The 22,507-nt window shown below is 72.0% G+C and carries 19 protein-coding genes; 11 read left to right on the top strand and 8 right to left on the bottom strand.

Annotation, left to right across the window (positions count from 1 at the left end; all coding sequences use genetic code 11):
• Positions 1-127 precede the first annotated feature (127 nt).
• Complete coding sequence (locus tag ACFYX0_RS29575; RefSeq protein ID WP_388974546.1) at positions 128-760, bottom strand: LysE/ArgO family amino acid transporter; 633 nt, start codon at positions 758-760, stop codon at positions 128-130.
• 400 nt (positions 761-1,160) lie between these two features.
• Here ACFYX0_RS29575 and ACFYX0_RS29570 point away from each other — a divergent pair, with 400 nt between their 5' ends.
• Together ACFYX0_RS29570 and ACFYX0_RS29565 are read left to right on the top strand one after the other, a co-directional pair.
• Positions 1,161-2,369 (top strand): cytochrome P450, encoded by a 1,209-nt coding sequence (locus ACFYX0_RS29570; protein WP_388974544.1) that lies wholly within the window; start codon positions 1,161-1,163, stop codon positions 2,367-2,369.
• A 31-nt stretch (positions 2,370-2,400) separates the two neighbouring features.
• Positions 2,401-2,619, top strand: coding sequence for a ferredoxin (locus tag ACFYX0_RS29565; RefSeq protein WP_311695364.1), 219 nt, complete (start codon positions 2,401-2,403; stop codon positions 2,617-2,619).
• A gap of 168 nt (positions 2,620-2,787) precedes the next feature.
• Here ACFYX0_RS29565 and ACFYX0_RS29560 read toward each other — a convergent pair whose 3' ends face one another.
• Complete coding sequence (locus tag ACFYX0_RS29560; protein WP_388974542.1) at positions 2,788-3,342, bottom strand: TetR/AcrR family transcriptional regulator; 555 nt, start codon at positions 3,340-3,342, stop codon at positions 2,788-2,790.
• Between the two features lie 105 nt (positions 3,343-3,447).
• Between ACFYX0_RS29560 and ACFYX0_RS29555 the strand changes: the two genes are divergently transcribed.
• Together ACFYX0_RS29555 and ACFYX0_RS29550 are read left to right on the top strand one after the other, a co-directional pair.
• Entirely contained in the window at positions 3,448-3,978 is a 531-nt protein-coding gene (locus ACFYX0_RS29555; protein ID WP_388974540.1) for a flavoprotein, read from the top strand.
• A 35-nt stretch (positions 3,979-4,013) separates the two neighbouring features.
• Positions 4,014-4,901 (top strand): alpha/beta hydrolase, encoded by an 888-nt coding sequence (locus ACFYX0_RS29550; protein WP_388974538.1) that lies wholly within the window; start codon positions 4,014-4,016, stop codon positions 4,899-4,901.
• A gap of 30 nt (positions 4,902-4,931) precedes the next feature.
• Here ACFYX0_RS29550 and ACFYX0_RS29545 read toward each other — a convergent pair whose 3' ends face one another.
• A complete protein-coding gene (locus ACFYX0_RS29545) occupies positions 4,932-5,390 on the bottom strand; it encodes a TetR/AcrR family transcriptional regulator C-terminal ligand-binding domain-containing protein (RefSeq protein WP_388974536.1) in 459 nt (152 codons plus the stop codon).
• Here ACFYX0_RS29545 and ACFYX0_RS29540 point away from each other — a divergent pair.
• Together ACFYX0_RS29540 and ACFYX0_RS29535 are read left to right on the top strand one after the other, a co-directional pair.
• Positions 5,280-7,043 carry a TIGR03086 family metal-binding protein gene (locus tag ACFYX0_RS29540; protein ID WP_388974534.1) on the top strand — a complete coding sequence of 588 codons (1,764 nt, stop codon included), beginning with the start codon at positions 5,280-5,282 and terminating at the stop codon, positions 7,041-7,043. The two genes, ACFYX0_RS29545 and ACFYX0_RS29540, sit on opposite strands and share 111 nt — an antisense overlap.
• Before the next feature lie 418 nt (positions 7,044-7,461).
• The gene (locus ACFYX0_RS29535; protein WP_388974532.1) at positions 7,462-9,501 is read left to right on the top strand and encodes a ricin-type beta-trefoil lectin domain protein; all 2,040 of its coding nucleotides are present in this window, start codon (positions 7,462-7,464) and stop codon (positions 9,499-9,501) included.
• 18 nt (positions 9,502-9,519) lie between these two features.
• On the opposite strand, the gene ACFYX0_RS29530 is transcribed toward ACFYX0_RS29535, so the two are convergent.
• Positions 9,520-11,904 (bottom strand): SpoIIE family protein phosphatase, encoded by a 2,385-nt coding sequence (locus ACFYX0_RS29530; RefSeq protein ID WP_388974637.1) that lies wholly within the window; start codon positions 11,902-11,904, stop codon positions 9,520-9,522.
• A gap of 251 nt (positions 11,905-12,155) precedes the next feature.
• Between ACFYX0_RS29530 and ACFYX0_RS29525 the strand changes: the two genes are divergently transcribed.
• The 3 genes from ACFYX0_RS29525 (at position 12,156) to ACFYX0_RS29515 (ending at position 14,989) form a co-directional block, all read left to right on the top strand.
• Positions 12,156-12,401 carry a hypothetical protein gene (locus ACFYX0_RS29525; RefSeq protein WP_355915910.1) on the top strand — a complete coding sequence of 82 codons (246 nt, stop codon included), beginning with the start codon at positions 12,156-12,158 and terminating at the stop codon, positions 12,399-12,401.
• 3 nt (positions 12,402-12,404) lie between these two features.
• Positions 12,405-12,782 carry a toxin Doc gene (locus ACFYX0_RS29520; RefSeq protein ID WP_388974530.1) on the top strand — a complete coding sequence of 126 codons (378 nt, stop codon included), beginning with the start codon at positions 12,405-12,407 and terminating at the stop codon, positions 12,780-12,782.
• Between the two features lie 536 nt (positions 12,783-13,318).
• The gene (locus ACFYX0_RS29515) at positions 13,319-14,989 is read left to right on the top strand and encodes a ricin-type beta-trefoil lectin domain protein (protein ID WP_388974528.1); all 1,671 of its coding nucleotides are present in this window, start codon (positions 13,319-13,321) and stop codon (positions 14,987-14,989) included.
• A gap of 101 nt (positions 14,990-15,090) precedes the next feature.
• Here the strand turns inward: ACFYX0_RS29515 and ACFYX0_RS29510 are convergent, their stop codons facing one another.
• Complete coding sequence (locus ACFYX0_RS29510) at positions 15,091-16,068, bottom strand: 2-hydroxyacid dehydrogenase (protein ID WP_388974526.1); 978 nt, start codon at positions 16,066-16,068, stop codon at positions 15,091-15,093.
• The gene (locus ACFYX0_RS29505) at positions 16,065-17,234 is read right to left on the bottom strand and encodes a lactate 2-monooxygenase (RefSeq protein WP_388974524.1); all 1,170 of its coding nucleotides are present in this window, start codon (positions 17,232-17,234) and stop codon (positions 16,065-16,067) included. The genes ACFYX0_RS29510 and ACFYX0_RS29505 overlap by 4 nt, the downstream gene beginning before the upstream one ends.
• A 114-nt stretch (positions 17,235-17,348) precedes the next feature.
• On the opposite strand from ACFYX0_RS29505, the gene ACFYX0_RS29500 reads away from it, so the two are divergent.
• Positions 17,349-18,518 (top strand): PucR family transcriptional regulator, encoded by a 1,170-nt coding sequence (locus ACFYX0_RS29500; protein WP_388974522.1) that lies wholly within the window; start codon positions 17,349-17,351, stop codon positions 18,516-18,518.
• Positions 18,519-18,596: 78 nt separating this feature from the next.
• Here ACFYX0_RS29500 and ACFYX0_RS29495 read toward each other — a convergent pair whose 3' ends face one another.
• On the bottom strand, positions 18,597-19,277 hold the full coding sequence (locus ACFYX0_RS29495) for a cyclase family protein (RefSeq protein WP_388974520.1): 681 nt from the start codon (positions 19,275-19,277) through the stop codon (positions 18,597-18,599).
• Positions 19,277-20,866: a purine-cytosine permease family protein gene (locus tag ACFYX0_RS29490; protein ID WP_388974518.1), complete on the bottom strand. Its 1,590-nt coding sequence runs from the start codon at positions 20,864-20,866 to the stop codon at positions 19,277-19,279. Before ACFYX0_RS29490 ends, ACFYX0_RS29495 begins: the two co-directional genes overlap by 1 nt.
• A gap of 454 nt (positions 20,867-21,320) precedes the next feature.
• Between ACFYX0_RS29490 and dnaK the strand changes: the two genes are divergently transcribed.
• On the top strand, positions 21,321-22,507 hold a 1,187-nt coding region (gene dnaK, locus ACFYX0_RS29485; protein ID WP_388974516.1), incomplete at its 3' end, for a molecular chaperone DnaK.

The raw sequence follows: 22,507 nt of genomic DNA, 5'->3' as shown, positions 1-22,507 counted from the left end.
ACTGTTGTCGCGTCCGCCGCGTGGCGGACCCAGTCCTGCCGCGAACGCATGCTTCGTGATTCAACACCAGCCGCACCCGGTTTCATCCACACCACGCTTCCGGCGCGGAGCCCGGATCGCCGCCGCCTCACCCGGGACCGGTCAGCACTCGCACCGCCAGCGCCGCGATCACCGTGCTGGAGACGAGCGCCGTCACCAGGCGCCCGCGCCGCCCGGTCAGCGCCCGGCCGAGCAGCGCGCCGCCCCCGGCCAGCACCAGCTGCCAGCTCGCGGACGCGGCGAACGCCGCGAGGACGAACAGCCCCTGCTCCAGCGGCCGTACGGAGTCCGTGGCGCGGCCCCCCAGCACCAGCGCGGCGAAGTAGATCACCGTGGTCGGGTTCAGCAGGGTGACGCCGAGCAGCCCCAGATACGCCCGCCCGGGTCCCGCCGGTGCCGCGCGCTCCGGGACGGCCCGCCCCTCGGAGCGGTACCGGCGCAGTGCGCCGACGGCGCCGCGCACGGCGAGGGCGGCCAGCACCAGCGCGGACACCCAGCGCAGGGGGACCAGTACCGGTTGCAGGGCGGCGGCGAGGGCGGTGCCGCCGCCGGTCGCCGCCAGGGCGTAGATGCCGTCGGCCGTGGCGACACCGAGCGCGGCGCACACACCGGTGCGCAGGGACGTACGGGCGGAGAGGGAGAGGAGATAGGCCGAGACCGCTCCGACGGGTACGGCGATGCCGTATCCCGCGACCAGTCCGGCCACCAACGCGGCGGTCACGACCGGCGCGGCGAGAGCCTCCGGGGATGGCCGGACTGCTGCTGTCGGCCCCGGCCGGAACATGCGGGGGCGACAGATGGCGGCAGCACGGTTTCGGCGGTGAACATGCGCCGATCCTTCAGGAGCGGCGGATGCGCGGGCAAGCGAATTACGATGGTCGGAGCGGGGGCGCACGACGCGCTCCCGCAGGGTGCGGCGGTACGGGCGTCCTGCCGACGGCGGTTCACGGCCGGACGTCGGCCGCCTTCGGCCGTCGGCCGACGACAGGCTTCGGCCACATACGGCATCCGGCGGATCTGGCCGAACTTCGGGTGGCCCTGTAGATGCCTCGGGCATCTAATTGATGATGATCGGCAAGAGCGAATCTTCGCCTGCGAGGTCATACATTGCGAGGTCATACATGACGAAACCCGCTGTGACCCAGTCAGAAACCGTCGCCTTCCCCCAGGACCGCACCTGCCCCTACCACCCGCCCGCGGCCTACGACCCCTTGCGCAGCGAGCGGCCCCTGACCCGCGTCACGCTCTACGACGGACGCGACGTCTGGGTGGTCACCGGCCACTCCACGGCCCGGGAGCTCCTGGCGGACCCGCGCCTGTCCTCCGACCGGAACAAGGACACCTTCCCGGCGACCAACCCACGCTTCGCCGCCGTCCGCGACCGCAGGGTGACCCTGCTCGGCATGGACGACCCCCAGCACCGCACACAGCGCCGCATGCTGGTTCCGAACTTCACGCTCAAGCGGGTCAACGTCCTGCGTCCGCGCATCCAGGAGACCGTCGACCGGCTGCTGGACGCCGTGGAGGCGGCCGGCCCGCCGGTCGAGCTCGTGAGCGCCTTCGCGCTGCCCCTGCCGTCGATGGTGATCTGCGCGCTGCTCGGCGTCCCCTACGCCGACCACGAGTTCTTCGAGGAGCAGTCCCGCAGGCTGTTGCGCGGCCCCACCCCGGCCGACACCCAGGACGCCCGTGACCGCTTGGACGCCTACCTCGGGGACCTGATCGACGCCAAGCGCGAGCGGCCGGGGGACGGACTGCTCGACGAGCTGATCCAGGAGCAGCTGCGGGACGGAGGACTGGACCGGTCGGAGCTGGTCTCGCTGGCCACGCTGCTGCTGGTCGCCGGGCACGAGACGACCGCGAACATGATCTCCCTCGGCACGTTCACCCTGCTGAGGCACCCCGAGCAACTCGCGGAGCTGCGGGGCGACCCGGGCCTCATGTCCGCCGCGGTCGAGGAGCTGCTGCGCTTCCTGTCCATCGCCGACGGGCTGATTCGGGTGGCCACCGAGGACATCGAGGTCGCCGGGTGCACCATCCGCGCCGACGAGGGTGTGCTGTTCTCCACGTCCGTCATCAACCGGGACACCGCCGCCTTCCCCGAGCCGGATCTCCTGGACTGGCACCGCACCAACCGCCACCATGTCGCCTTCGGGTTCGGTATCCATCAGTGCCTCGGCCAGAACCTGGCGCGGGCCGAGCTGGAGCTCGCCCTGAGCACCCTGTTCGACCGGCTCCCCGGGCTGCGACTGGCCGCACCGCCGGAGGAGATTCCCTTCAAACCGGGCGACACGATCCAGGGGATGCTGGAACTCCCCGTGACCTGGTAAGAGGCTGTCGACCATGACTGATGACATCTCCATCTCCATCTCCATCGACAGGGACGTCTGCATCGGTGCGGGCCAGTGCGCCCTGACCGCGCCGGGCGTCTTCACCCAGGACGACGACGGCTACAGCGAGGTCCTGCCCGGCAAGGAGGACGGTGGCGGCGACCCGCTGGTGCGGGAGGCGGCACGCGCCTGTCCGGTGAGCGCCATCACCATCAGCGAGAAAGGAGTCGAGGCTTCCCGGGCGAGCTGACACCGTTGCGGCTCCGAGTCGAGAACTTCGAGAACTTCGAGGACAGAGAGGACAGCGGGGGACGCCACCGGAGCCGTCCTCGGCGGCCACCGTCGGCCCGTGCGGGCCCCACCGCGCCGTAGCGGCGGTCCGCCGTCGTCCGGCGGTGGCATCCGGCCTGCCGGAGCGTCACCGGTAGGCCGCCAGCAGCAGCCCGGCAGCCCGGCCCGCTTGATCGGCGGGCTCCGTGGAGGCCTCTGTGCCCGCGGTCACGATGGCGCCCTCGGCCAGCAGGAACAGCTGGTCGCCGAGGGGGGCGGGCAGCCCGGCGTCGGACACCAGACCGGCCAGATACGCCCTGAAGGCCCGCTTGTGGGCGCGTACGAGAGCCAGCACGCGGGGTGATGTGGCGCCCAGCTCGCCGTACGAGTTGATCCAGGCGCAGCCGCGGAACCCGGGCTCGGCGAACCACTCCCGCAGCCAGGCGAACACGGCCAGGATGCGTTCCACGGGGTCCGTGTGCCGGTCCACGTGCTCCGTCAGCCGCTGCCGCCAGCGCACGTCACGCCGCTCCAGATAGGCCTCGACCAGCTGCTCCTTGGCGGGGAAGAGCTGGTACAGCCGCTTGAGGGACACACCTGAGGTGCCGCGGATGTCGTCCATCCCGACGCTCTGTATGCCACGGCCGTAGAACAGCTTCTCCGCCGCGTCCAGCGCCCGGTCGCGGGCGACTTCGCTGTCCATGCACGAACTCCTTCTGGGGTCCCCGACCGAGAGAACCAGCGTTCTCTACGGTAGCAGCGCGTCGGCGCGCCGCATCGTGCCGGGTGGACGGCCTAGAGTGCAGGCGTGACCCAGGACGTCTCGAAACCCTTTCTGTACGTCGTCGTCTGCGCCGCGGGCATCGCCCAGGACGTCGGCAAACTGGTCGCGGCCGCCCTGGAGGACGGCTGGGAGGTGGGGGTCATCGCCACCCCGCTCGCCCTGCGTTTCTTCGACACCGACGACGTCGAGGCGCGGACGGGCCACCCGATCCGGTCCGCCTGGCGCGCCCCGGGCGACCCCCGGCCGTTCCCGGACCCGGACGCCGTCGTCGTGGCCCCGGCCACCTTCAACACCGTCAACAAATGGGCCGCCGGGATATCCGACACCCTGGCACTGGGCACCCTGTGCGAGGCGTACGGGCTCGGTGTGCCGATCGCCGTCCTGCCCTGTGTGAGCGAGGCGCTGGCGGCCCATCCCGCCTATCGCGCCAGCCTCGAACGGCTGGGCGGCATGGGGGTCCGGTTCGGGGACCCGTACGCCGGAGAGACGGACGAGGACGGCGGGCGTCCCGAGTTCCGGTGGGAGCGGGCCCTGGACCTGCTCCGTTCGCGCTGACAGCGGAGACCGCCGCGGCGCTCTACTGTCGATTCATGACCGGAGACCGCATCGTGCCGGCCTTGCACGACCACGGAGGCGAAGGCCCGCCCCTGCTGCTCCTGCACGGTGCCGGACGCACGCTCGCCGACTGGGCCGCCGTCGCACCCCTGCTGGTGCCGCACCACCGGGTGCTGGCCATGGATCTGCGCGGCCACGGTCACTCGCCCTCCGGTCCGTGGCGCCTGCCCGAGGTGCTCGCGGACATCGAGGAGGTCCTCGCGGACCACGGGATCCCCGGCGCCCTTCCCGTGGGGCACTCTCTCGGCGGCATGCTCGCCGTGCGGTACGCGCTGGAGCACCCGGACGTCACCCCCGGCGCGGTGAACCTCGACGGATTCGGCTGGGGGCGCCCGGACCAGTACGTGGGTCTCGACCCGGGTCAAGTCGTACAACGCCTCGCCCAGATCAGGGAGTTGAGCGTCGTCGACCGGAAGAGGAAACTGCCCGCGGAGGGGCTCAGGAACCTGCTCGCGGAGGAGCGCGTGATCTCCGAACAGCTGGGCATCCCCTATGAGTTGCTCGAGGCCGGTGTGCTGCGCTCGGTGCGGGAGCGGGGCGACGGGATGCTGGAACTGCGCCCCGGCCGGAGGGAGATGCTGGAAATGTGCGCGGTGATCGACTCCCTCGACCTCTTCGGCCTCTTCCGCAGGATGACCGCGCCGCTGCTGCTCGGCCGCGCCCGGCGGCAGGTGCCCCGCGTTCCGGATCTGGACTGGTTCGACCACATGATGGCCGCCTACGCCAAGGGGCTCGCCCGGGACCTCGCCGCGCTGGCCGAGGAGCGGCCGAACGTCACGGTCGTCCCTGTCGACGCCACGCACGCCATGCTGCTGGAGAACCCCCGGGCGGTCGCCGAGGAGATCCTCGCCTTCGCCTCCTGAGGGCCGTGGCTCAGTGCCGGTTCACCTCGGTCAGCGCGCGAGCGCGCGGTCGACCAGGCCGTCGATGTAGTCCGATGTCAGTGGTCCGACGCCGAACAGCACCCGGACGTACATCGGCGCCAGGATGACGTCCAGCATCTCCAGCGCGTCGGGAGGATGCTCGCCGCGTGCGCGGGCCCGGTCGAGCATGCCCTGGATCTGTTCGGAGCGGGCGCGAAGGAATCGGTCGCGGGCTGCTTCGCCGGACGGGCCGGCGGCCAGCACTGTGACGACGGTTCGCAGCAGCGCCAGGCCGTCCGGCCCTGAGACGTCCTTGGCGGCCTTGGCGGCGAAGGCGCGCAGGTCGCCGGCGAGGCCGCCGGTGTCGGGCATGGGTGAGTGCTCGGTGAGGCGGCTGACGACCACGTCCATCAGCAGCGCCTCCAGGCTGCCCCAGCGGCGGTAGATGCTGCTGTCGGCGACACCGGCGCGGGCGGCGACCTCGGCCACCGCGAAGGTGCCGTAGCCGCTGGCACGACCGCTGGCTGGCCACCGCCGAGAGGGTCGCCGGCCAGGCGCGCACCTCCCTGGCGGGTGGCCACCGCGTCAGCGCCCGCGACGGGTTCCTGCGCGCCTCGAACTACTACCGCTGTGCCGAGTTCTTCCTGCACGGCGACGGCGCCGGCCCACGCATCCGCGACGCCTACGACTCCTCCGTGCACTGCTTCCGCCAGGCCGCCGCCCTGTTCACCCCGCCGTCGAACCGGTCGAGATCCCTACGACGGCACGACCCTGCCCGGCTACCTCTACCGCTCCGACGACTCGGGCGCGCCGCGCCCGACCGTGGTCATGTTCAACGGCTTCGACGGAACCGCCGAGGAGATGCACTTCTTCGGCGCGGCGGCGGCCGTCGAACGCGGCTGCACCGTCCTGACCTTCGACGGCCCCGGTCAGCCCGGCACACGCCACCGTCAGGGGCTGATGTTCAGGCCGGACTGGGAGAACGTCGTCACACCGGTGCTCGATTACGCCGAGACGCTTCCCGGGGTCGACCCGGAGCGGATCGCCGTCCTCGGCGCCAGCATGGGCGGCTGCCTCGCGCCTCGCGCCGCCGTGTTCGACCGCCGGATCGCAGCCGTCATCGCGCTCGACGGCGTCTACGACCTCGGCGACATCAGCACCGCCTCCATCCCGCTGCCCCGCCAGGAGGCCGAGCGGCGGCTGCGGGCTCCGCACGACCTCGGCATCGACGCGGCGCTCGAGGCCGCCATGGCCTCCGATCCCAGCACCAAGTGGGCTTTGGAGCACGGCATGTTCGCGATGGGCGTCGACACCCCGCGCGTGTTCCCCGCTGCCTACCTCGACTACCACCTGCGCGACGGCATCGCCGAGCGGATCGCCTGCCCGGTTCTGGTCTGCTCCGGCGAGGAGGACGGGTTCTTCAAGGGGCAGCCGGAGAAACTGTACGACCACCTGACCTGTGAGAAGACCTTCATGGCGTTCAAGGAGCGTGAGGGTGCGGAGGCGTACTGTCAGTCCGGCGCCCAGCGGCTGGCGTTCGCGCGGATCTACGACTGGCTGGCCCGCGTGGTGGTCGAGCGGCCCGCGGCGGTCGGGCGCATCGGGCGGGCGCTCGCCATGACGGGCTCGGTGGTCGAAGCGATCGGCGGCGACGTGTGGTCCGCGCCCACCCCCTGCCCGGAGTGGGATGCGCGCACGACGCTCAATCACGTCGTCGGCGGCATGCGGATCTTCGCCGCCGAGCTGACCGGCACCGACCCCGGCGGCGAGCACCACGACGACTGGCTCGGCACCGATCCGGTCCACGCCTACAAGGCGGCCGCCGAGGCCGACCGCGCGGCCTGGCAGCAGGCGGCACCCACCGACGCCGACCTCGCCAAGGCGATGGTCCGACTCGGGTTCGGGCCCGTCCCCGGGCCGATGGCGGCGTTGATCCACCTCACCGAGGTGCTCGTTCACGGGGTGGACCTGGCGACAGTCGCCGACCGGACGCACCGGCTGTGCGAGGACCTGCTCACGCACATGCGGCGCACCGGTATGGACGCCTTCCGCAGGCCCGGTATGTTCGGGCCGGAGAATCCGGCCCCGGAGGGCGCGGCGGCGCACGTGCGACTGCTGGCGTTCCTCGGGCGGCAGGTCTGAGAGGGAAACAGGTGCGTCGCCGGTGGCGGCGCACCCACCGACCGCCTACCGCTCGACGCAGCGCCGTACCACTGGATGAATATCCGGGCGAGCGAACCGGACAACCCGGCATTTCCAACGCCGATTCCCGATCTATTGACTTTCTGTCAACTCACCGGCGGGGCACAGGAATGCAAAAGTGAGGGCCTGTCTTGTTCGTGCTCGGCGACCTGTGCAAAAGTGTCACTGTCGGCGCGTGGACCATTCCCTTTACCGCAGCGCGGCCGACGATGTCGTGCACCGCCCGCTTCACCGGAGCTACCTCGGGCGAGTGTTCGATATACCGGATAATCCTCAGGGCACTTCCCCATGCGTGATCGGTCGGATGGTGCCTCCATTGGTATGTACTAAAGAACTTCCGTGCGGGCTTTGGAGGAACGTGGACGTGCAAGGCGGGGCCCAGCGGAATTCCCCGGACTCCTTCCCGTCGTACGACGCTACGGACGAACAGCTCGCGGCCGAGCTGAAGAAGTCCGCCGGCAAGAGGCCCGTACACCATCCGGTCGGCGAACTGCTCGGCCGCCACTGGGAGGCCGCCTTCTCCTACGCCCGGTTGTGCACGGACGGGGCTCACCCCGCCGGAATGCTCACCACGGCGGCATTCACCCGGCTCTTCGAGGATTCCGCCCGGCAGGGCGGGCCCACGGCCGCGTGGCGGCCCCATCTGCTCGTCACCATCCGGCGTCTCGCGGGGGAGTGGCTGACCGACCACCGGCACGCCCTGCTGCACCCCGACCTCCGCTCCGACCCCGCGAGCGGCGAGCGTGCCGCGGCGCGGCTACTGCCCCCCGAGACCCGCCGTCTGGTGTCCCGTGCCTTCCAGCGGCTCCCCGAGCCCGCCCGCTGTCTGCTGTGGCACGCCGAGGTGGAGCGCGAGGAACTCGTCGTCCCCGCCGCCCTGTTGGGCCTGGGGACGGCCGACGCCGCAGTACGGCTGGACCGCGCGCGAGAGCAGTTGCGCGAGGGGTGTCTGGACGTCCATCGCGAGTCCGCCCCCGACGAGGGGTGCCGTCGCTATGCGGGCCTGCTGGACGCCTCACTGCGCCGGGAGGACGGCGTGCTCGATCCCGACCTGCGCCGTCATGTCGACGGTTGCGTCCACTGCCACCAGGCCGCCGAGCAGTTGGAGGGCTTCCACCGGCGCCTTCCGCTGCTGCTCGCGGAGGGCGTGCTCGGCTGGGGTGCGCAGGCCTACCTGGAGACGAAGAACGAGCCCGGCGCGGGGGCCACGGCACCTGCACCGCCCGTGATGCCCCTCGTCGGCGGGGAACCCCTGGTCGGCGGCGAGCCCCTCGTCGGCGGCGAACCCCTGGTCGGCGGGGAGCCGCTGGTCGACCCGGCCGACGTACGCCCCCGGGCCACCGCTGCCGCCACCGACTCCATGGCCCCCGTCGGCCCGGCCGGTCCCGGCGCTCAGGGCGCCCCCGCGACGGGCGCCCCGGACAACGACGCCTCGGTGCCGACCGCCGCAGGCCGGCGCTCCGCCAACGGGCGCAAGGCTCCCCGGCGTTCGCCGCGTCGTCGGCAACTCACCCTCGCCGTGGCCACGGTGAGCGCGCTCGTCCTCATCCCGCTGGCCGTGTGGTCCGGCGCCAGGTCGGGCGAGGGCGCCGCGACCGGCAAGGGCACGCCGTCCGGTGAGCCCAGCCCGGGAGCGACGAGCGGCTCCGGATCGCCCTCCCTGATCGGCGCCGCCGCCGACGTGCCCACCGGCGCCTTCGAGGGCCGGCTGCGCAACGAGGACAGCGGTCTGTGCATCGGCCTCGACCAGGACAAGGCGGTCGTCGGCGCCGAGGCCGTGCTGCTGTCCTGCGCGGCCTCCGTGACCCAGCAGTGGGCCTACGAGACCGACGGACTGCTGCGAAGCGCCGCCGCGCCGGATCTGTGCCTCGACTCCCACCTCGGCTACTCGGTCCAACTCGTCGCCTGCGCGGGGGCCACGGGGTCTGCGGGGAAGAACGTCCGCTACGACTTCACCCTCCAGGGCGCGCTCGTACCGCGCTTCGACCAGGACCTGGCCCTGACCCCCGCCTCCTCCTCCCGGGACGCCTCGCTCGTACTCAAGCCGCGGACCGGGGACGACACCCAGCGCTGGCACGCGGACACCTCGAACACGCTGCGGATGCAGACGGCCGACTGGGGCGCCGTGGCCTCACCGACGCCCACGGCGACGCACGACGCCGAGCCGTCCCGCGCGGCGGCCGCGGCGAGCGCGAGCACACCGACGCGGACCGCCGCCCCGAGCGCGAGCGCATCGGTGACGGACCGGCCCCTCTCCGGGAGCGAGGGCGGCTGCTCGGGCCCGTACTGCCCGCCGGACGGCCCGGGCGGCGGGGGTGGCTACGGTGGCTGGGGCGGGCACCACGGCTGGAGCGGGAACCATGGCTGGGATCCGTCCGGGGGCCGCGACGGCCACTGACCGGCACCGGCCGTCGGCTCACTGTACCGGACCCAGCTCGGCCCAGATCACCTTGCCCTCGCTGGTGTGGCGACTGCCCCAGCGCTGGGCGAGCTGGGCCACCAGCAGCAGACCGCGACCGCCCTCGTCGTAGGTCCGGGCCCGGCGCAGATGCGGGGCGGTGAGGCTGCCGTCGGAGACCTCGCAGATCAGCGTGGTGGCGTCATGGATCAGCCGCAGCCGGATCGGATCTTCGCCATAGCGGATGGCGTTGGTGACCAGCTCGCTGACCACCAGCTCGGCGGTGAACGCGGCGTCGCTCATCCGCCACACCTCCAGCCGTCCCACGACCTGCTTGCGGACCGTGGCGACCAGTGCCGGATCGGGGGAGATCTCCCAGGTCTGCACCTGTGCGGAGGGCAGCCCGTGGGTACGGGCGAGCAACAGGGCCACATCGTCCGGGACACCGCCCGCGGGCAGCAGGGTGTGCAGGACCCGGTCGCAGGCGTCGTCCAGCGAGCCCTGACCGGAGGAGGATCCGGCGAGCGTCGAGCACAGCAGCCGGTGGTTCGTGTCGATGTCACGCTCACGGCTCTCGATCAGCCCGTCCGTGTACAGCCCGAGCACCGTGCCCTCGGGCAGGTCGATCTCGGTCGATTCGAAGGGCAGCCCGCCGAGTCCCAGCGGCGGCCCGCCCGGCAGTTCGATCTGCCGGGCCGCTTGGCCCGGCGGCACCATCACCGGGGCGGGATGGCCCGCCCGCGCGAGTGCGCACCGACGCGAGACCGGGTCGTAGACCGCGTACAGACAGGTGGCACCCACCTCACCGGTCGGGCCCTCGAGCCCCGTCTCCTGGGACATGCGTATGACGAGATCGTCGAGATGGGTGAGCAGTTCCTCCGGCGCCAGATCGATGTCGGCGAGCGTCCGCACGGCGGTGCGCAGCCGCCCCATGGTGGCGGAGGCCTGGACCCCGTGCCCGACCACGTCGCCGACCACCATGGCGATCCGCATCCCGGACAGCGGGATCACGTCGAACCAGTCGCCGCCCACACCCGCGCGGGCCGCCGGCAGATAGCGGGAGGCCGCCTCCAGTGCGGCGGTACGCGGCAGACTGCGGGGCAGCAGACTGCGCTGGAGCGCGAGTGCCGTCTCGCGCTCGCGCTCGAACCGCCGGGCGTTGTCGATGCAGACCGCGGCCCGCGCCGTGATCTCCTCGGCGATCAGCACATCGTCCGCAGTGAAGGGGTCCGACCGCCGGAACCGTCGCAGCACGGCCACCCCGAACGTTCCGCCGCGGGCCTGGATGGGGACCGACATCGTGGAGTGCACGCCGAGTTCGCGGACGCGTCTGCCGCGCTCCCGGTCCCATTCGAGCCACTCGGTGAGCGTCGTGGCGAGATTGGTGGCCACCATCGTCCGGCCGGCCACCAGCGAGGTCGCCTGCGGGGAGGAGGCGGGGTACCGGCCGACCCGGCCGGGCTCGATCAGTGCCTCCGGGCAGCCCGGCGTGATCGACTGATGGGCGGCGCGGCACAGCGTGACCGGCGGGGTGACCGAGGAGGGCCCCGGCCCGGCCCCTTCGCCCGGCGGCTCCAGCAGATCGACGCTGACGAAGTCGGCGAGCGCGGGCACGCACACATCGGCCAGCTCCTGTGCCGTGCGGGTCACGTCGAGGGTGGTCCCGATGCGGACGCTGGCCTCGTTGACCAACTGCAGCCGCTCCCGCGCCAGATACTGCTCGGTGAAGTCGTGCGCGGTGACGCACACCCCGCACACCCGGCCGCGGTCGTCGACCAGCGGCGCGAACCGGGACAGCCAGGCATGCGACAGAGTCTCGCCGCCGCTGCGCCGGTGTGTCTGCACATCCCGGCTCCGGCCGGTCTCCAGGACCTCGCGGGCCTCGATCTCCAGATCCTCGCTCTCGGGTCTGCCGCTGATCTCCGTCAGCCGCAGACCGCGGATCCGCTCCCGTGGGAGTCCGACCAGGCCCGCCATCGCCTCGTTGCAGGCGTACAGTCGCAGGTTCTCGTCGAAGACGGCGAGGGCGCAGGGCGAGCAGGTCAGCGCCGTGGTGAGCAGCCGGTCGTCCTCCAGCAGGCGGTCCAGGTCGCCGAGCGGGGCGACGACCAGCCATTCGCCGCCGTGCTCCTGCGGACGGTGATGGGCCAGCAGCCACAACGGCAGGGTGCCGCCGTCATGGTGACGCAGCTGCACCGTGCCGCTCCAGCGGGTACCGTCCGGCTCGGCTCGCGGTACCGGGCTGCCCGGGACGAGCAACTCCGCGGCGGGGCGGCCCTCGGCCTCCCCGGGCGCATACCCCAGCAGTCGGCGTGCGTCCTCGTTCCAGTGCACCAGGATGCCGTTGTCCTCGATGACTGCCCGAGCCGTGGCGGCTTCGCCTGGGGGACGGACCGGGCTCATCGCCACTCCCTTGCGCACACTCTCGGTGAACAAGTGCATCGCTCGTGTTCCAGCCTAGTCCGTGGCCGGAATACACACCCCCGAAGCCGACGGCCGGGAGAGCGGTGGCGCGTCGACCGCCTCGCCGGTCCGCCCACCGCATTCCGTCCCGGCCCGCACGACGGGCCGCTCACCCGCTTCCGGTACCTCTCTCACCCTCTTCCCACCTGCGGGTATTTACCGCCGAGTACCCGAGAGGTACCGTGTGGGACATGCCAGCCCTCAACGTGGAGTTCAGTGATCGGGAGCTAGCGGACCTGCGACGGATCGCCAAGGAGCGCGGTACGTCGATGAAGGCCCTGGTACGCGAGGCAGCCGCGGCCGACATCGCGCGGCATCGGGCCCTGCAGGAGGGCGCCGAGGCGTTCCGTCGGTTCTTCGAGGGGCACGCGGACGAGTTCGCGGCGGCCTTCCCCGAGGACGAGCCGCCCACGAAGAGTGAGGGGCAGGACGCCTGACCCATGGCCGCCGTCCTCCACATCGATGTGCCATGGCTGCTGCAGCGCCATGAAGAGGTCCTTCCCGACCAGCCCGTCATCAACGACTTCTCCGCGTTGGTCGCCGCGGTCGCCCGCCACCGTGTGGACCCACCCCGTCTCGGTGTGGACTCCGATCCGGCCTGGCGCGCCGCCGCCCTGCTGCACACTCTGACGCTGCTCAAGCCGCTGCCGTCGGCGAACGCGCGCTTCGCCTGCGCCACGGCGATCGCATACATGTTCGTCAGCGGTGTCGGCATCGACCCGCCGTACGGCGCCCTGGTCGACCTCGCGCGCGATCTCATCTCCGGCAAGACCGATGTCTACGGGGCGGCGGACCGGCTGCGGTCCTGGCAGATCTGACCTACGACCTTCCCGCGGGAAAGCCGTGACCCGCGCCCCGGGGAATGCCGGCGCGCGGGGCGCGGGGAATGCCGGTGCGCCCGGGGCGGGGAATGCCCGTACTCGACGGTGCGGGCAATGCCCGTACTCGAGGCCGAAGGCATTGTCGGCGGGTGCGGGCGGGGATTACCGGCACTCGCAGTGGGGGATTGGCGGTACTTGGACCAAGGGTGTGCCGAAAGCCGGTGCGAGCGCGCCGAGTTGCCGAGGCGACCCGCCTTGACTTTTCCCCGATACCGATGTTGTTCAAGCGCCTTGTTGGCCCTGAGCGACCTGTGCGAAGGTGACCTTCGCGCGCAGGGGCCATGGCCGCTCGGAATCGCCGCTCTCCGCTTTGGGCCGCCGGCGAGCTCACAAAGCTCATCACCCGGCGGCCGTCGTGCGGCTTTCCCGCGCCGTGTACCCGGCGCCCCCGCCGCAATGGTCCCCACACGCCAGGGCCCTTTCGGCGACCCGAACCCCGTGTGCCGCCTTGTGCCTTGGAAGGAACCCGCTCAGTGCACACCCCCCACCCCCCGCGTCCGTCCTATGCTCCGCGCCCCGGCCTGGCCCTCGGGGAATCCGACGAGGTCCTGGCCTCCCGGCTCAGGGGCCGGCCCGTGGGCGAGGTCCCCGAGCCCGTCGCGCTGCTGATGGCGCGGCACTGGCAGCCCGCGCACGAGTACGCGGTCATCTGCCTCGCCTCCTCGGCGGACATCGCCTCGATGGTCACCGCCACCGCCTTCCACCGGATCCTCGGCCAGCTCATGCGCTCCGCGTCCGCCGGCGCGTTGCGGCCCCGGATTCTGGTGGCGGTACGGGACACGGTCGGGGACTGGGCCGCCGACGAACGGATATCGGAGGTTCTGCGCGAGCTGAGAAAGCCCGCGGGGGGCCGGGGCATGCGCGCCGCGAAGTCACTGACTCCCGAGAACCGCCTCCTCGCCCAGCGCGCCTTCGAGGCGCTTCCCGAACTCGACCAGTGCCTGCTGTGGCACATCGAGGTCGAGGCCGAGGACGTGTCCGTCCCGGCGGCTCTGCTCGGCATGACCCCCGGGGCCGCGGCGGGAGCGCTGGAGCAGGCCCGCGATCAGTTCCGGGCCGGCTGTGTACGGGCTCACCGGGGACTGGCCCCCACCGACGAATGCCGCTTCCACAACCGACTCCTCGACGTCCCTCTGCGCCGTGGCGGCGCGCTGCTGCCCGATGTGCAGCAGCACCTCTTCGAGTGCCCCTACTGCCGCTCCGCAGCGGAACAGCTGAGCCATTTCGAGGGCGGGCTCGGCGGACTCCTCGCCGAAGCGGTCCTCGGCTGGGGAGCACGCCGCTATCTCGACTCCCGGCCCGGCCGCACGCCGTCCCGAGCCGCCGCCCGGACCGGGGCGGGCCCCGGCGGCAGACACGCGGGCGGCGGACGCCGCCGCCTGCTGTCCCGGATCCCCCCGCAAGGCCGCCGGTTCCTGGCGGACGAGCGGAACACCCGGGCACTGCTGACCGGGGTCGGCTTCACCGCCGCCGTCGCGCTCGCGTCCCTCCTGGTGGCCGGCATGTGGTCGGACGACGGTGGCGCCGACCCCGTCGCCTCCACCAGCGCGAGCGGCAGGACCGGAACGCTCTCGGCCGGTCCCGACTCCGCGCCACCGCCCGGCGCCGCCGGACAGTCTGTCGCCCCGCAGCGGACCCGGCTGCGCAATGTCGCCGCCGGCCTCTGCCTGGACGTCCGCGGCACGGTCCGGGCCGGCGCGGACACCCGGCTCGCGGCGTGCACGACGGCGTGGACCCAGCAGTGGTCGTACGAGGGCGACGGTCTGCTGCGCAGTGTCGCCGACCCGGGGCTCTGCCTCGACTCCCGTGCCACCGACGGGGTCGTGACGCTCGCCCAGTGCGTCGACGCGGGCGAGGCGGGCGCCGACGACGTCCGCTACGACCTCACCGTGCGGGGCGAGTTGCTGCCGCGCAGGGCCGAGAACCTCGCCGTCGCACCCGCGAGCACCGACTCCGACACCGATGTCGTCGTCAAGGCCCGCGACGGCTCCGACACCCAGCGGTGGACGCCCGACGGCCGGTCGGCGGCGCCCCGGTCGCTGTCCATCGCCGGGACGGACGAGCAGCCGACCACCCCGGTCCCGCGTGGTTCCGATCCCGCGCGAACCCGGTCCCCGCGCACGACCGCGCTCTCGCCGGCCTGACGGACGACGACGTTCTGACCGCCCTCGGCACCGGCGGGCTCGCACCTCCGCCTGCCGGGCCGTGGCAACCCCACGACCCGGCGCGCGATCCTGAGACTCCGTCAGGAGACGATGTCCCGGGGCTCCTTCCCGGCCAGGAAGTCGCCCGCGTTCTGCACGGCCGCCAGGGCGATCCGTACCAGGGTCTCCCGGGTGACCCCGGCGACATGCGGGGACAGCACCACGTTCGGTGCCCTGAGCACCCGGAGGGCCGCGGTGGGCGGTTCGGGGTCGAAGACGTCGAGGCCCGCCCCGGCAAACGCGCCCCGCTCTAGTGCGTCCGCGAGGGCGTCCTGGTCGATGAGGGCGCCCCGCGCCGTGTTGATCACGAACGCGGTCGGTTTCAGCAGGGCCAGACGGTCGGCGTCGAGCAGATGCCGGGTGTCCTGCGTGAGCGGCGCGTGCAGCGTCACGTAGTCGGATGTGCGCAGCAGTTCGTCGAGGGGGACATGGCGCGCCCCGCCGAGCCGGGCCTCGGTCTCCGCGTCCACGCCCTCGGGACCCGCGTACAGGATCCTCATGTCGAAGGCGACCGCGCGCTGCGCGACCTCCAGACCGATATGGCCGAGTCCGACGATGCCGAGGGTCTTGCCGGACAGCTCGGTGATGGACTGCTGCAGCCGCGGCAGCGCCCAGTCGGCGTCGACGAGCGCGGTGTGCGCCGGCACCAGCTGCTTGGCCAGGGCGAGCATGAGCGCGAAGGTCTGCTCGGCCACGTTCTGCTTCTCGGCGCCGCTGGAGCCGATGTTGCACACGGGCACGTCATGGGCGCGGGCCGCGTCCAGGTCGACGTAGTCGAAGCCATGGCTCGCGCACTGGACGAGTTCCAACTCCGGTGCGGCGGCGATGTGTTCGGCCGTGACCGGGGCGAGGCCCGTGACGATGACGTGCGCCGCGCGCAGCGCCGCCGGGTCCTCGTCGGTCCGCTCCACCAGGGTGACGTTCGCCTCGCCGGGGAAGACGGCGGAGAGCGCGGCGCCCGCCGTGCGTCCGCCGACGTGGGGCGAGATGACGGCCAGAACGTTCTTGAGGTCGGTCATGAGGTCTCCTCGATCAGATCGGCGGGGCCGAGGGTGGCGGGGCGGGCGTGCCCGGACAGGGCGAGCGTGAGGTCGAACTCGGCGAGCAGACAGCGGACGACGTGCTCGACGCCCGCCTGGCCGTCGAGCCCCAGTCCATAGGCGTACGGCCGTCCCACGAGCACCGAGCGCGCCCCCAGCGCGAGCGCCTTGAAGATGTCGTCGCCGGTGCGTATCCCGCTGTCGAACAGCACGGTGAGCCGGTCCCCGACCGCCTCCACCACCCGCGGCAGCGCGTCCGCGGCCGCCACGGAACCCGCCACCTGCCGGCCGCCGTGGTTGGAGACCACCACTCCGTCCATCCCCGCGTCGAGGGCCCGCCGTGCGTCGTCCGGGTGCAGGATGCCCTTCAGCACGATGGGCCCATCCCAGTTCTCCCGCAGAAACGCCAGGTCCGGCCAGGTCTTGCCGGGGTCCGCGAACATGCCCACGAAGTGCAGCACGGCGGCGTTGGGATCCTCGTGCACCGGCTTCGCCAGACCGGCCTGGAACGCCGGGTCGGTGAAGTAGTTGGCGGTGCCCACCCCGTGCAGGAACGGCAGATATGCCTGGTCCAGGTCCCGGGGCCGCCAGGCCAGCAGCGGTGTGTCCAGCGTGACGAACAGGGCCGTGAACCCGGCCGCCTTCGCCCGGGCCAGGAAACTGCGGGTGACCTCGCGGTCCTTGGCCCAGTACAGCTGGAACCAGCGCTCCCCGTCCCCCGACGCCTCGGCCACCTGCTCCATCGGCGTGCTGGAGGCCGAGGACAGGATGAACGGCACACCCTGTGCCGCGGCGGCCCGTGCCGCCGCGGACTCCGCGTCCGGATGCATGATCGACAGCACGCCGACCGGAGCCAGAGCCAGCGGAGCGGGCAACGTCCGCCCCAGCACCTCGACGGACAGATCCCGTTCGTGCACGTCCCGCAGCATGCGCGGCACGATCCGGCGGCGCTCCAGCGCGGCCCGGTTGGCCCGTGCGGTGCTGCCGGTGCCCGCGCTGCCCGCCACATAGCCGACCGGTCCCGGCCCGAGCCGCTGCTCGGTCAGCTCCTCCAGCCGGGTCAGATCGGTGGGCAGCCGCGGCACCGCGCCCGTCATGCCGTTCAGATAGATCTCGTACTGGAAGTCCGCCCAGTGCCGTGTCATCCCGTGCGCTCCGCCTCTCGTCCCTGAGACCGCGTGGTGTGGCGACGATCCTTGCGACCCTGACAAGTTCCGTCCACCTTGGTGCGCACAACGCACGGCTGTCATCATCACCCGGTGATAAACCAGCCCCTGCCGTCCCGCAGCCGTGTCCGGGACGAGATCCTCGCCGACCGGCGGGTCGTGGAGGGGGTCGTCGCCGCCGTCCACGCCCAGGTGCCGGTCTACGCCGCGCTCGACGACGGCAGGCTGACGGAGGTGCGCGCCATCGCCGCCTGGGGGGTCGACCGGCTGCTGCAGCTGTGGGCCACCGACGGCACGCTGGCCCCCGCCGACCTACGCAGATTCCGCGGCATCGCGGCGGCCCGCGCGGCCGACGGCCGGCCCGTGCAGGCGGTGCTGCGCGCCTACCGGGTGGCGGCGACCGTGCTGACCGACGAGGTCGCCGCCCGGGCCGGGGACCTCACGCCGGCGGACGGCTTCGCACTCGCCCGGGTCCTGCTCACGGCGCTGGACACGCTGTCCGAGGTGGTGGCCACGGCCTACGCGGCCACCACCGAGGACCTCGCCGGGGACCGCGACCGGGCCCTGCGGCTGCTGCTCGACGATCTGATCGCGGGACGGCACGCCTCGGCGGGAGCGCTGACGGACCGCTCGGCGCGGCTGGGCGTCCACCTCCCCGACCCCTACTGCCTGCTGGTGGCCGAGCCGACGACCGAGGGTGGCCCCGACATGTCGTACGAGGCGGCCGCGGAGCTGCTCGCCGCGCTCGGCGACGGCGGTGTGTCACTGTCGACGGTCCGCGGCTCCCGGGCCGTGCTGCTGCTGCCCCGGGCTGCGGGCCGGCGGGCGCCGGCCGCCCTCGACGAGCGGGCCTGGCGGGCCTGTGTGATCTCCGGCGAGGGCCTGGACCGGGTCGCCGTGGCCCACCGGCTCGCCGCCGACGCCCTCGACACGGCACCCGCGCACGCCCACCGTCCCGGCCGGGTGCTCACGGACGCCGACGCGCATATCCTCGCCCTGCTCGCCGGGCACCCGGCCGCCACCCCGGATCACATCGCCCATCTGGTCCTCGGCCCGCTGACCGAGCCGGGCCAGCGCCATCTGCTCCAGGCCCTGACCGCGTACATCGAGGCGGGGTCGGCCACCGCCGCCGCCCGCGCGCTCCATCTGCACCCGCAGTCGCTGCGCTACCGGTTGCGCCGGATCCACGCCCTGACCTCCCGCGATCCGCGCGATCCGTGGCAGCGCCTGACCCTGGACCTCGCCCGTACGATCAGGACCTGATCCGGCGTCATACGCCGAGCCGCACCCCCCTCGCGGGAGTGCGGCCGCGGAGCCACTCCCGTGCAACCCCGGGCGACCCTATGCGTACGCCGCCGGGCCGCCGACACGGGCCACGGCCCGCACCGGGGCGCCGTCCGAGCCGGGCAGGTGCAGCGGGAACAGATGGACCTCCACCGAGCGGCCCGCGCGCTGCGCGGCGAGCACCCGGTCGAGACCGGTGAGGTTCTCGGCGATCACCCCGGTCGCGCCGCACAGCACCCGATGGGCCGGCAGGTCCGGATCGCCGGACGGGTCCACGCTCAGCGCGTCCACCCCGACCGTGCGGACACTCGCGTTGACGATCGCCTGCGCCGACTCGGGCGTCAGCCAGGGGTGGTCCGCATAGGCGTCGGTGCCCCAGTAGGCCGACCAGCCGGTCGCCAGCAGCAGGATCGCGCCCGGCTGGAGCCGCAGCAGACTGAGCGCGGGCGCGAGCAGCTCGGGCGTGATCGCTGTCCTGGCCGGCAGGCCCCGGATGTCCGCCACCACGGCCGGGCCCGCGAACCGGTCCAGCGGCAGCGCGTCCAGCGCCGGCCACGCCGAGTTCACGTGGTACGGCGCGTCCACATGCGTCCCGGACTGCGAACCCATGTGCAGGCTGAGGACGTTCACGCCGTCCGTCGCCACCCGCAGCGCCCGTTCCACCTCGACCTGCGGGTCACCGGGATAGACAGGCATCCCGGTGGCCAAGGGCACCGACAGGTCGAGCCAGGTGTCCATCAGCCGCCCTCGACCACGAGCGCCGGAGCGCTCTCGTCCAGCGTGCCCGGCCCGGTGATCGGCGGGATCGGCGCCTCGACGGTACGAGCCAGCCGCGCACCCTCGGGCCCGTACGCCGCCCGGGGCTCGGGGAAGAGCCGCAGCAGAGCCAGGAAGAGGATCGCGGCGACGGCCAGCGACAGCGGAAGGCTGATGTCGACGCCGTTCGCCAGATCGCCCAGCGGGCCGACGAACTGGCCGGGGATGTCGGTGAACAGCACGCCGATCACCGCCGAGACCCACCAGGCGGTCATGCCCCGCCAGTTCCAGCCGTGCGTGAACCAGTAGCGGCCGCCGCGCTGGCGGCGGTTGAAGACTTGCAGCGCGTCCGGGTCGTACCAGCCGCGCCGGGTGTAGAAGCCGAGCATCATCACGACCATCCACGGAGTGGTACAGGTGATGATCATCGTGGCAAAAGTGGAGATCGACTGCACCAGGTTCAGCCCGAAACGGCCGATGAAGATGAACGCGATCGACAGCACGCCGACCACCAGCGTCGCCTGAACCCGGGACAGCCGGGGGAACACCGACGAGAAGTCCAGGCCGGTTCCGTACAGCGACGTCGTACCCGTCGACATACCGCCGATCAGCGCCAGCAGACACACCGGCAGGAAGAACCAGGTCGGTGAGATGGCGAGCAGACCGCCGACGAAGTCCGGGGCCGACGGGTCGACGTACTTCGGCGCCTGCTTGGCGATGATGCTCGCGGTCGCCAGCCCGAAGACGAACGGCAGGAGGGTCGCGATCTGGGAGAGGAACGCGGCACCGACCACCTTGCGGCGCGGTGTGTTCGCGGGGATGTAGCGCGACCAGTCACCGAGGAACGCGCCGAACGACACCGGGTTCGACAGCACGATCAGCGCCGCGCCGATGAACGACGGCCAGAACAGCGCCTTCGTCGCAGGATCGGCGGAGGCGGTGAAGGTGCCGGCGTACGAGGGGTCGAAGTCACCGGCGAAGGCGATCGCCCCGAGCAGGAACAGCACGGTCGCCGAGGTCACCGCGATCTTGTTGACGAACAGCATGAACCGGAAGCCGTAGACGCACACCGCGAGCACGAGGCCCGCGAACAGCGCGTAGGCGACGACGTACGACAGATTGCCGCGCTCCAGGCCGAAGAGCCGGTGTGCGCCGCCGACCAGGGCGTCACCCGAGCTCCACACAGAGATCGAGAAGAACGCGATGGCCGTGAGCAGGGAGAGGAACGAGCCGACCACCCGGCCGTGCACCCCGAGGTGGGCGGAGGAGGAGACCGCGTTGTTCGTGCCGTTGACCGGGCCGAACACCGCCATCGGGCACAGGATCAGCGCGCCCGCGAGCACTCCGAGGACCGTCGCCGCGAGCCCCTGCCAGAAGGAGAGGCCGAACAGGATCGGGAAGGCGCCGAGGACGCAGGTGGAGAAGGTGTTGGCGCCGCCGAAGGCGACCCGGAACAGATCCAGCGGGGTCGCGGTGCGATCCGCGTCGGGGATGCGCTCGACGCCGTAGGTCTCCACCTCGGTCAGGGACGGGGGTACGGCGGCGGAGGAGGAATCGGGGTTCTCGGGCAACGGAAGCTCCAGCGGGGGAAGGGCGGCGGAGCGCGTTCGTGGCGCGATGGGTGGGACGGCACCCGGGCCGCCGCAGGGGTGTGCGGGGGAGACGGGGCCGTCCGCTGGTGGTGTGCAGACGGTAAGGCGCCCCGCACGGCCCGCACCAGAGGATGCTTCGTCCAATTTTCGCGTTCCGGATGGATGGTTCCTCCATATCTCCTCGTCCGGGGAGAGGTGCCGCGTCCTCGGCCGGGGGAAGGAGCCGGATCGCCGTCCGTCCGATCAAGGCAGACGATGAAAGAGGCGAAAGGGACGAGGGAGTCGTCGCCGGCCCGGTGGGCATCGCGTGGTGCCGTCGGTCCGGCAGGAACCATCTTGACAAGGGGCCACTCAAGTTTTATTCAGGCAGGTAGGAAACCAGGACAAAAACCGCAGCCCGGAGGGGTACCGGGAGACGAGGAGGCAGGGTCCCATGGCACGTCCGGTCGGTATCGACCTCGGCACCACGAACTCGGTGGTCTCGGTCCTGGAGGGCGGCGAGCCCACCGTCATCACCAACACCGAGGGCGCCCGGACCACGCCGTCGGTCGTGGCCTTCGCCAAGAACGGAGAGGTGCTGGTCGGCGAGGTCGCCAAGCGGCAGGCGGTGACCAACGTCGAGCGCACCGCGCGCTCCGTCAAACGCCACGTGGGCGACCAGTCGTGGCGCTTCCCGGACAGCGGCACCATCGACGGCAAGAAGTACACCGCACAGGAGATCTCCGCGCGTGTGCTGCAGAAGCTGAAGAGGGACGCGGAGGCCTACCTCGGCGAGGACGTCACCGACGCGGTGATCACCGTCCCGGCGTACTTCGACGACTCCCAGCGGCAGGCCACCAAGGAGGCCGGGGAGATCGCGGGTCTGAACGTCCTGCGGATCATCAACGAGCCGACGGCGGCCGCACTGGCGTACGGACTCGACAAGGAGAACGACCAGACGGTCCTCGTTTTCGACCTCGGCGGCGGCACCTTCGACGTGTCGCTGCTGGAGATGGGCGAGGGAGTCATCGAGGTGAAGGCCACCAACGGCGACACCCACCTCGGCGGTGACGACTGGGACCAGCGGGTCGTCGACCACCTGGTCAAGCAGTTCAAGAACGGCTACGGCATCGATCTGTCCCAGGACAAGATGGCGGTGCAGCGACTGCGCGAGGCCGCGGAGAAGGCCAAGATCGAGCTGTCGAGTTCGTCCGAGACGACCATCAACCTGCCCTATGTGACGGCCTCGTCGGAGGGGCCGCTGCACCTGGACGAGAAGCTCACCCGCGCCCAGTTCCAGCAGCTCACGGCCGATCTGCTGGACCGCTGCAAGAGCCCCTTCCACCAGGCGGTCAAGGACGCCGGGATCAAGGTGTCCGACGTCGACCATGTGATCCTCGTGGGCGGCTCGACCCGGATGCCCGCCGTGACGGACCTGGTCAGGGAGCTGACGGGCAAGGAGCCGCACAAGGGCGTGAACCCGGACGAGGTCGTGGCCGTCGGCGCCTCGCTCCAGGCCGGTGTCCTCAAGGGTGAGGTCAAGGATGTCCTGCTCCTCGACGTGACCCCGCTGTCCCTCGGTATCGAGACCAAGGGCGGCATCATGACCAAGCTGATCGAGCGCAACACCACGATCCCGAC

The organism is Streptomyces sp. NPDC002573 (assembly GCF_042889625.1).
GTDB lineage: Bacteria > Actinomycetota > Actinomycetes > Streptomycetales > Streptomycetaceae > Streptomyces > Streptomyces gibsoniae.
Note: the sequence above shows the minus strand (reverse complement) of the source record. Positions and strands in the feature narration are given on the sequence as shown.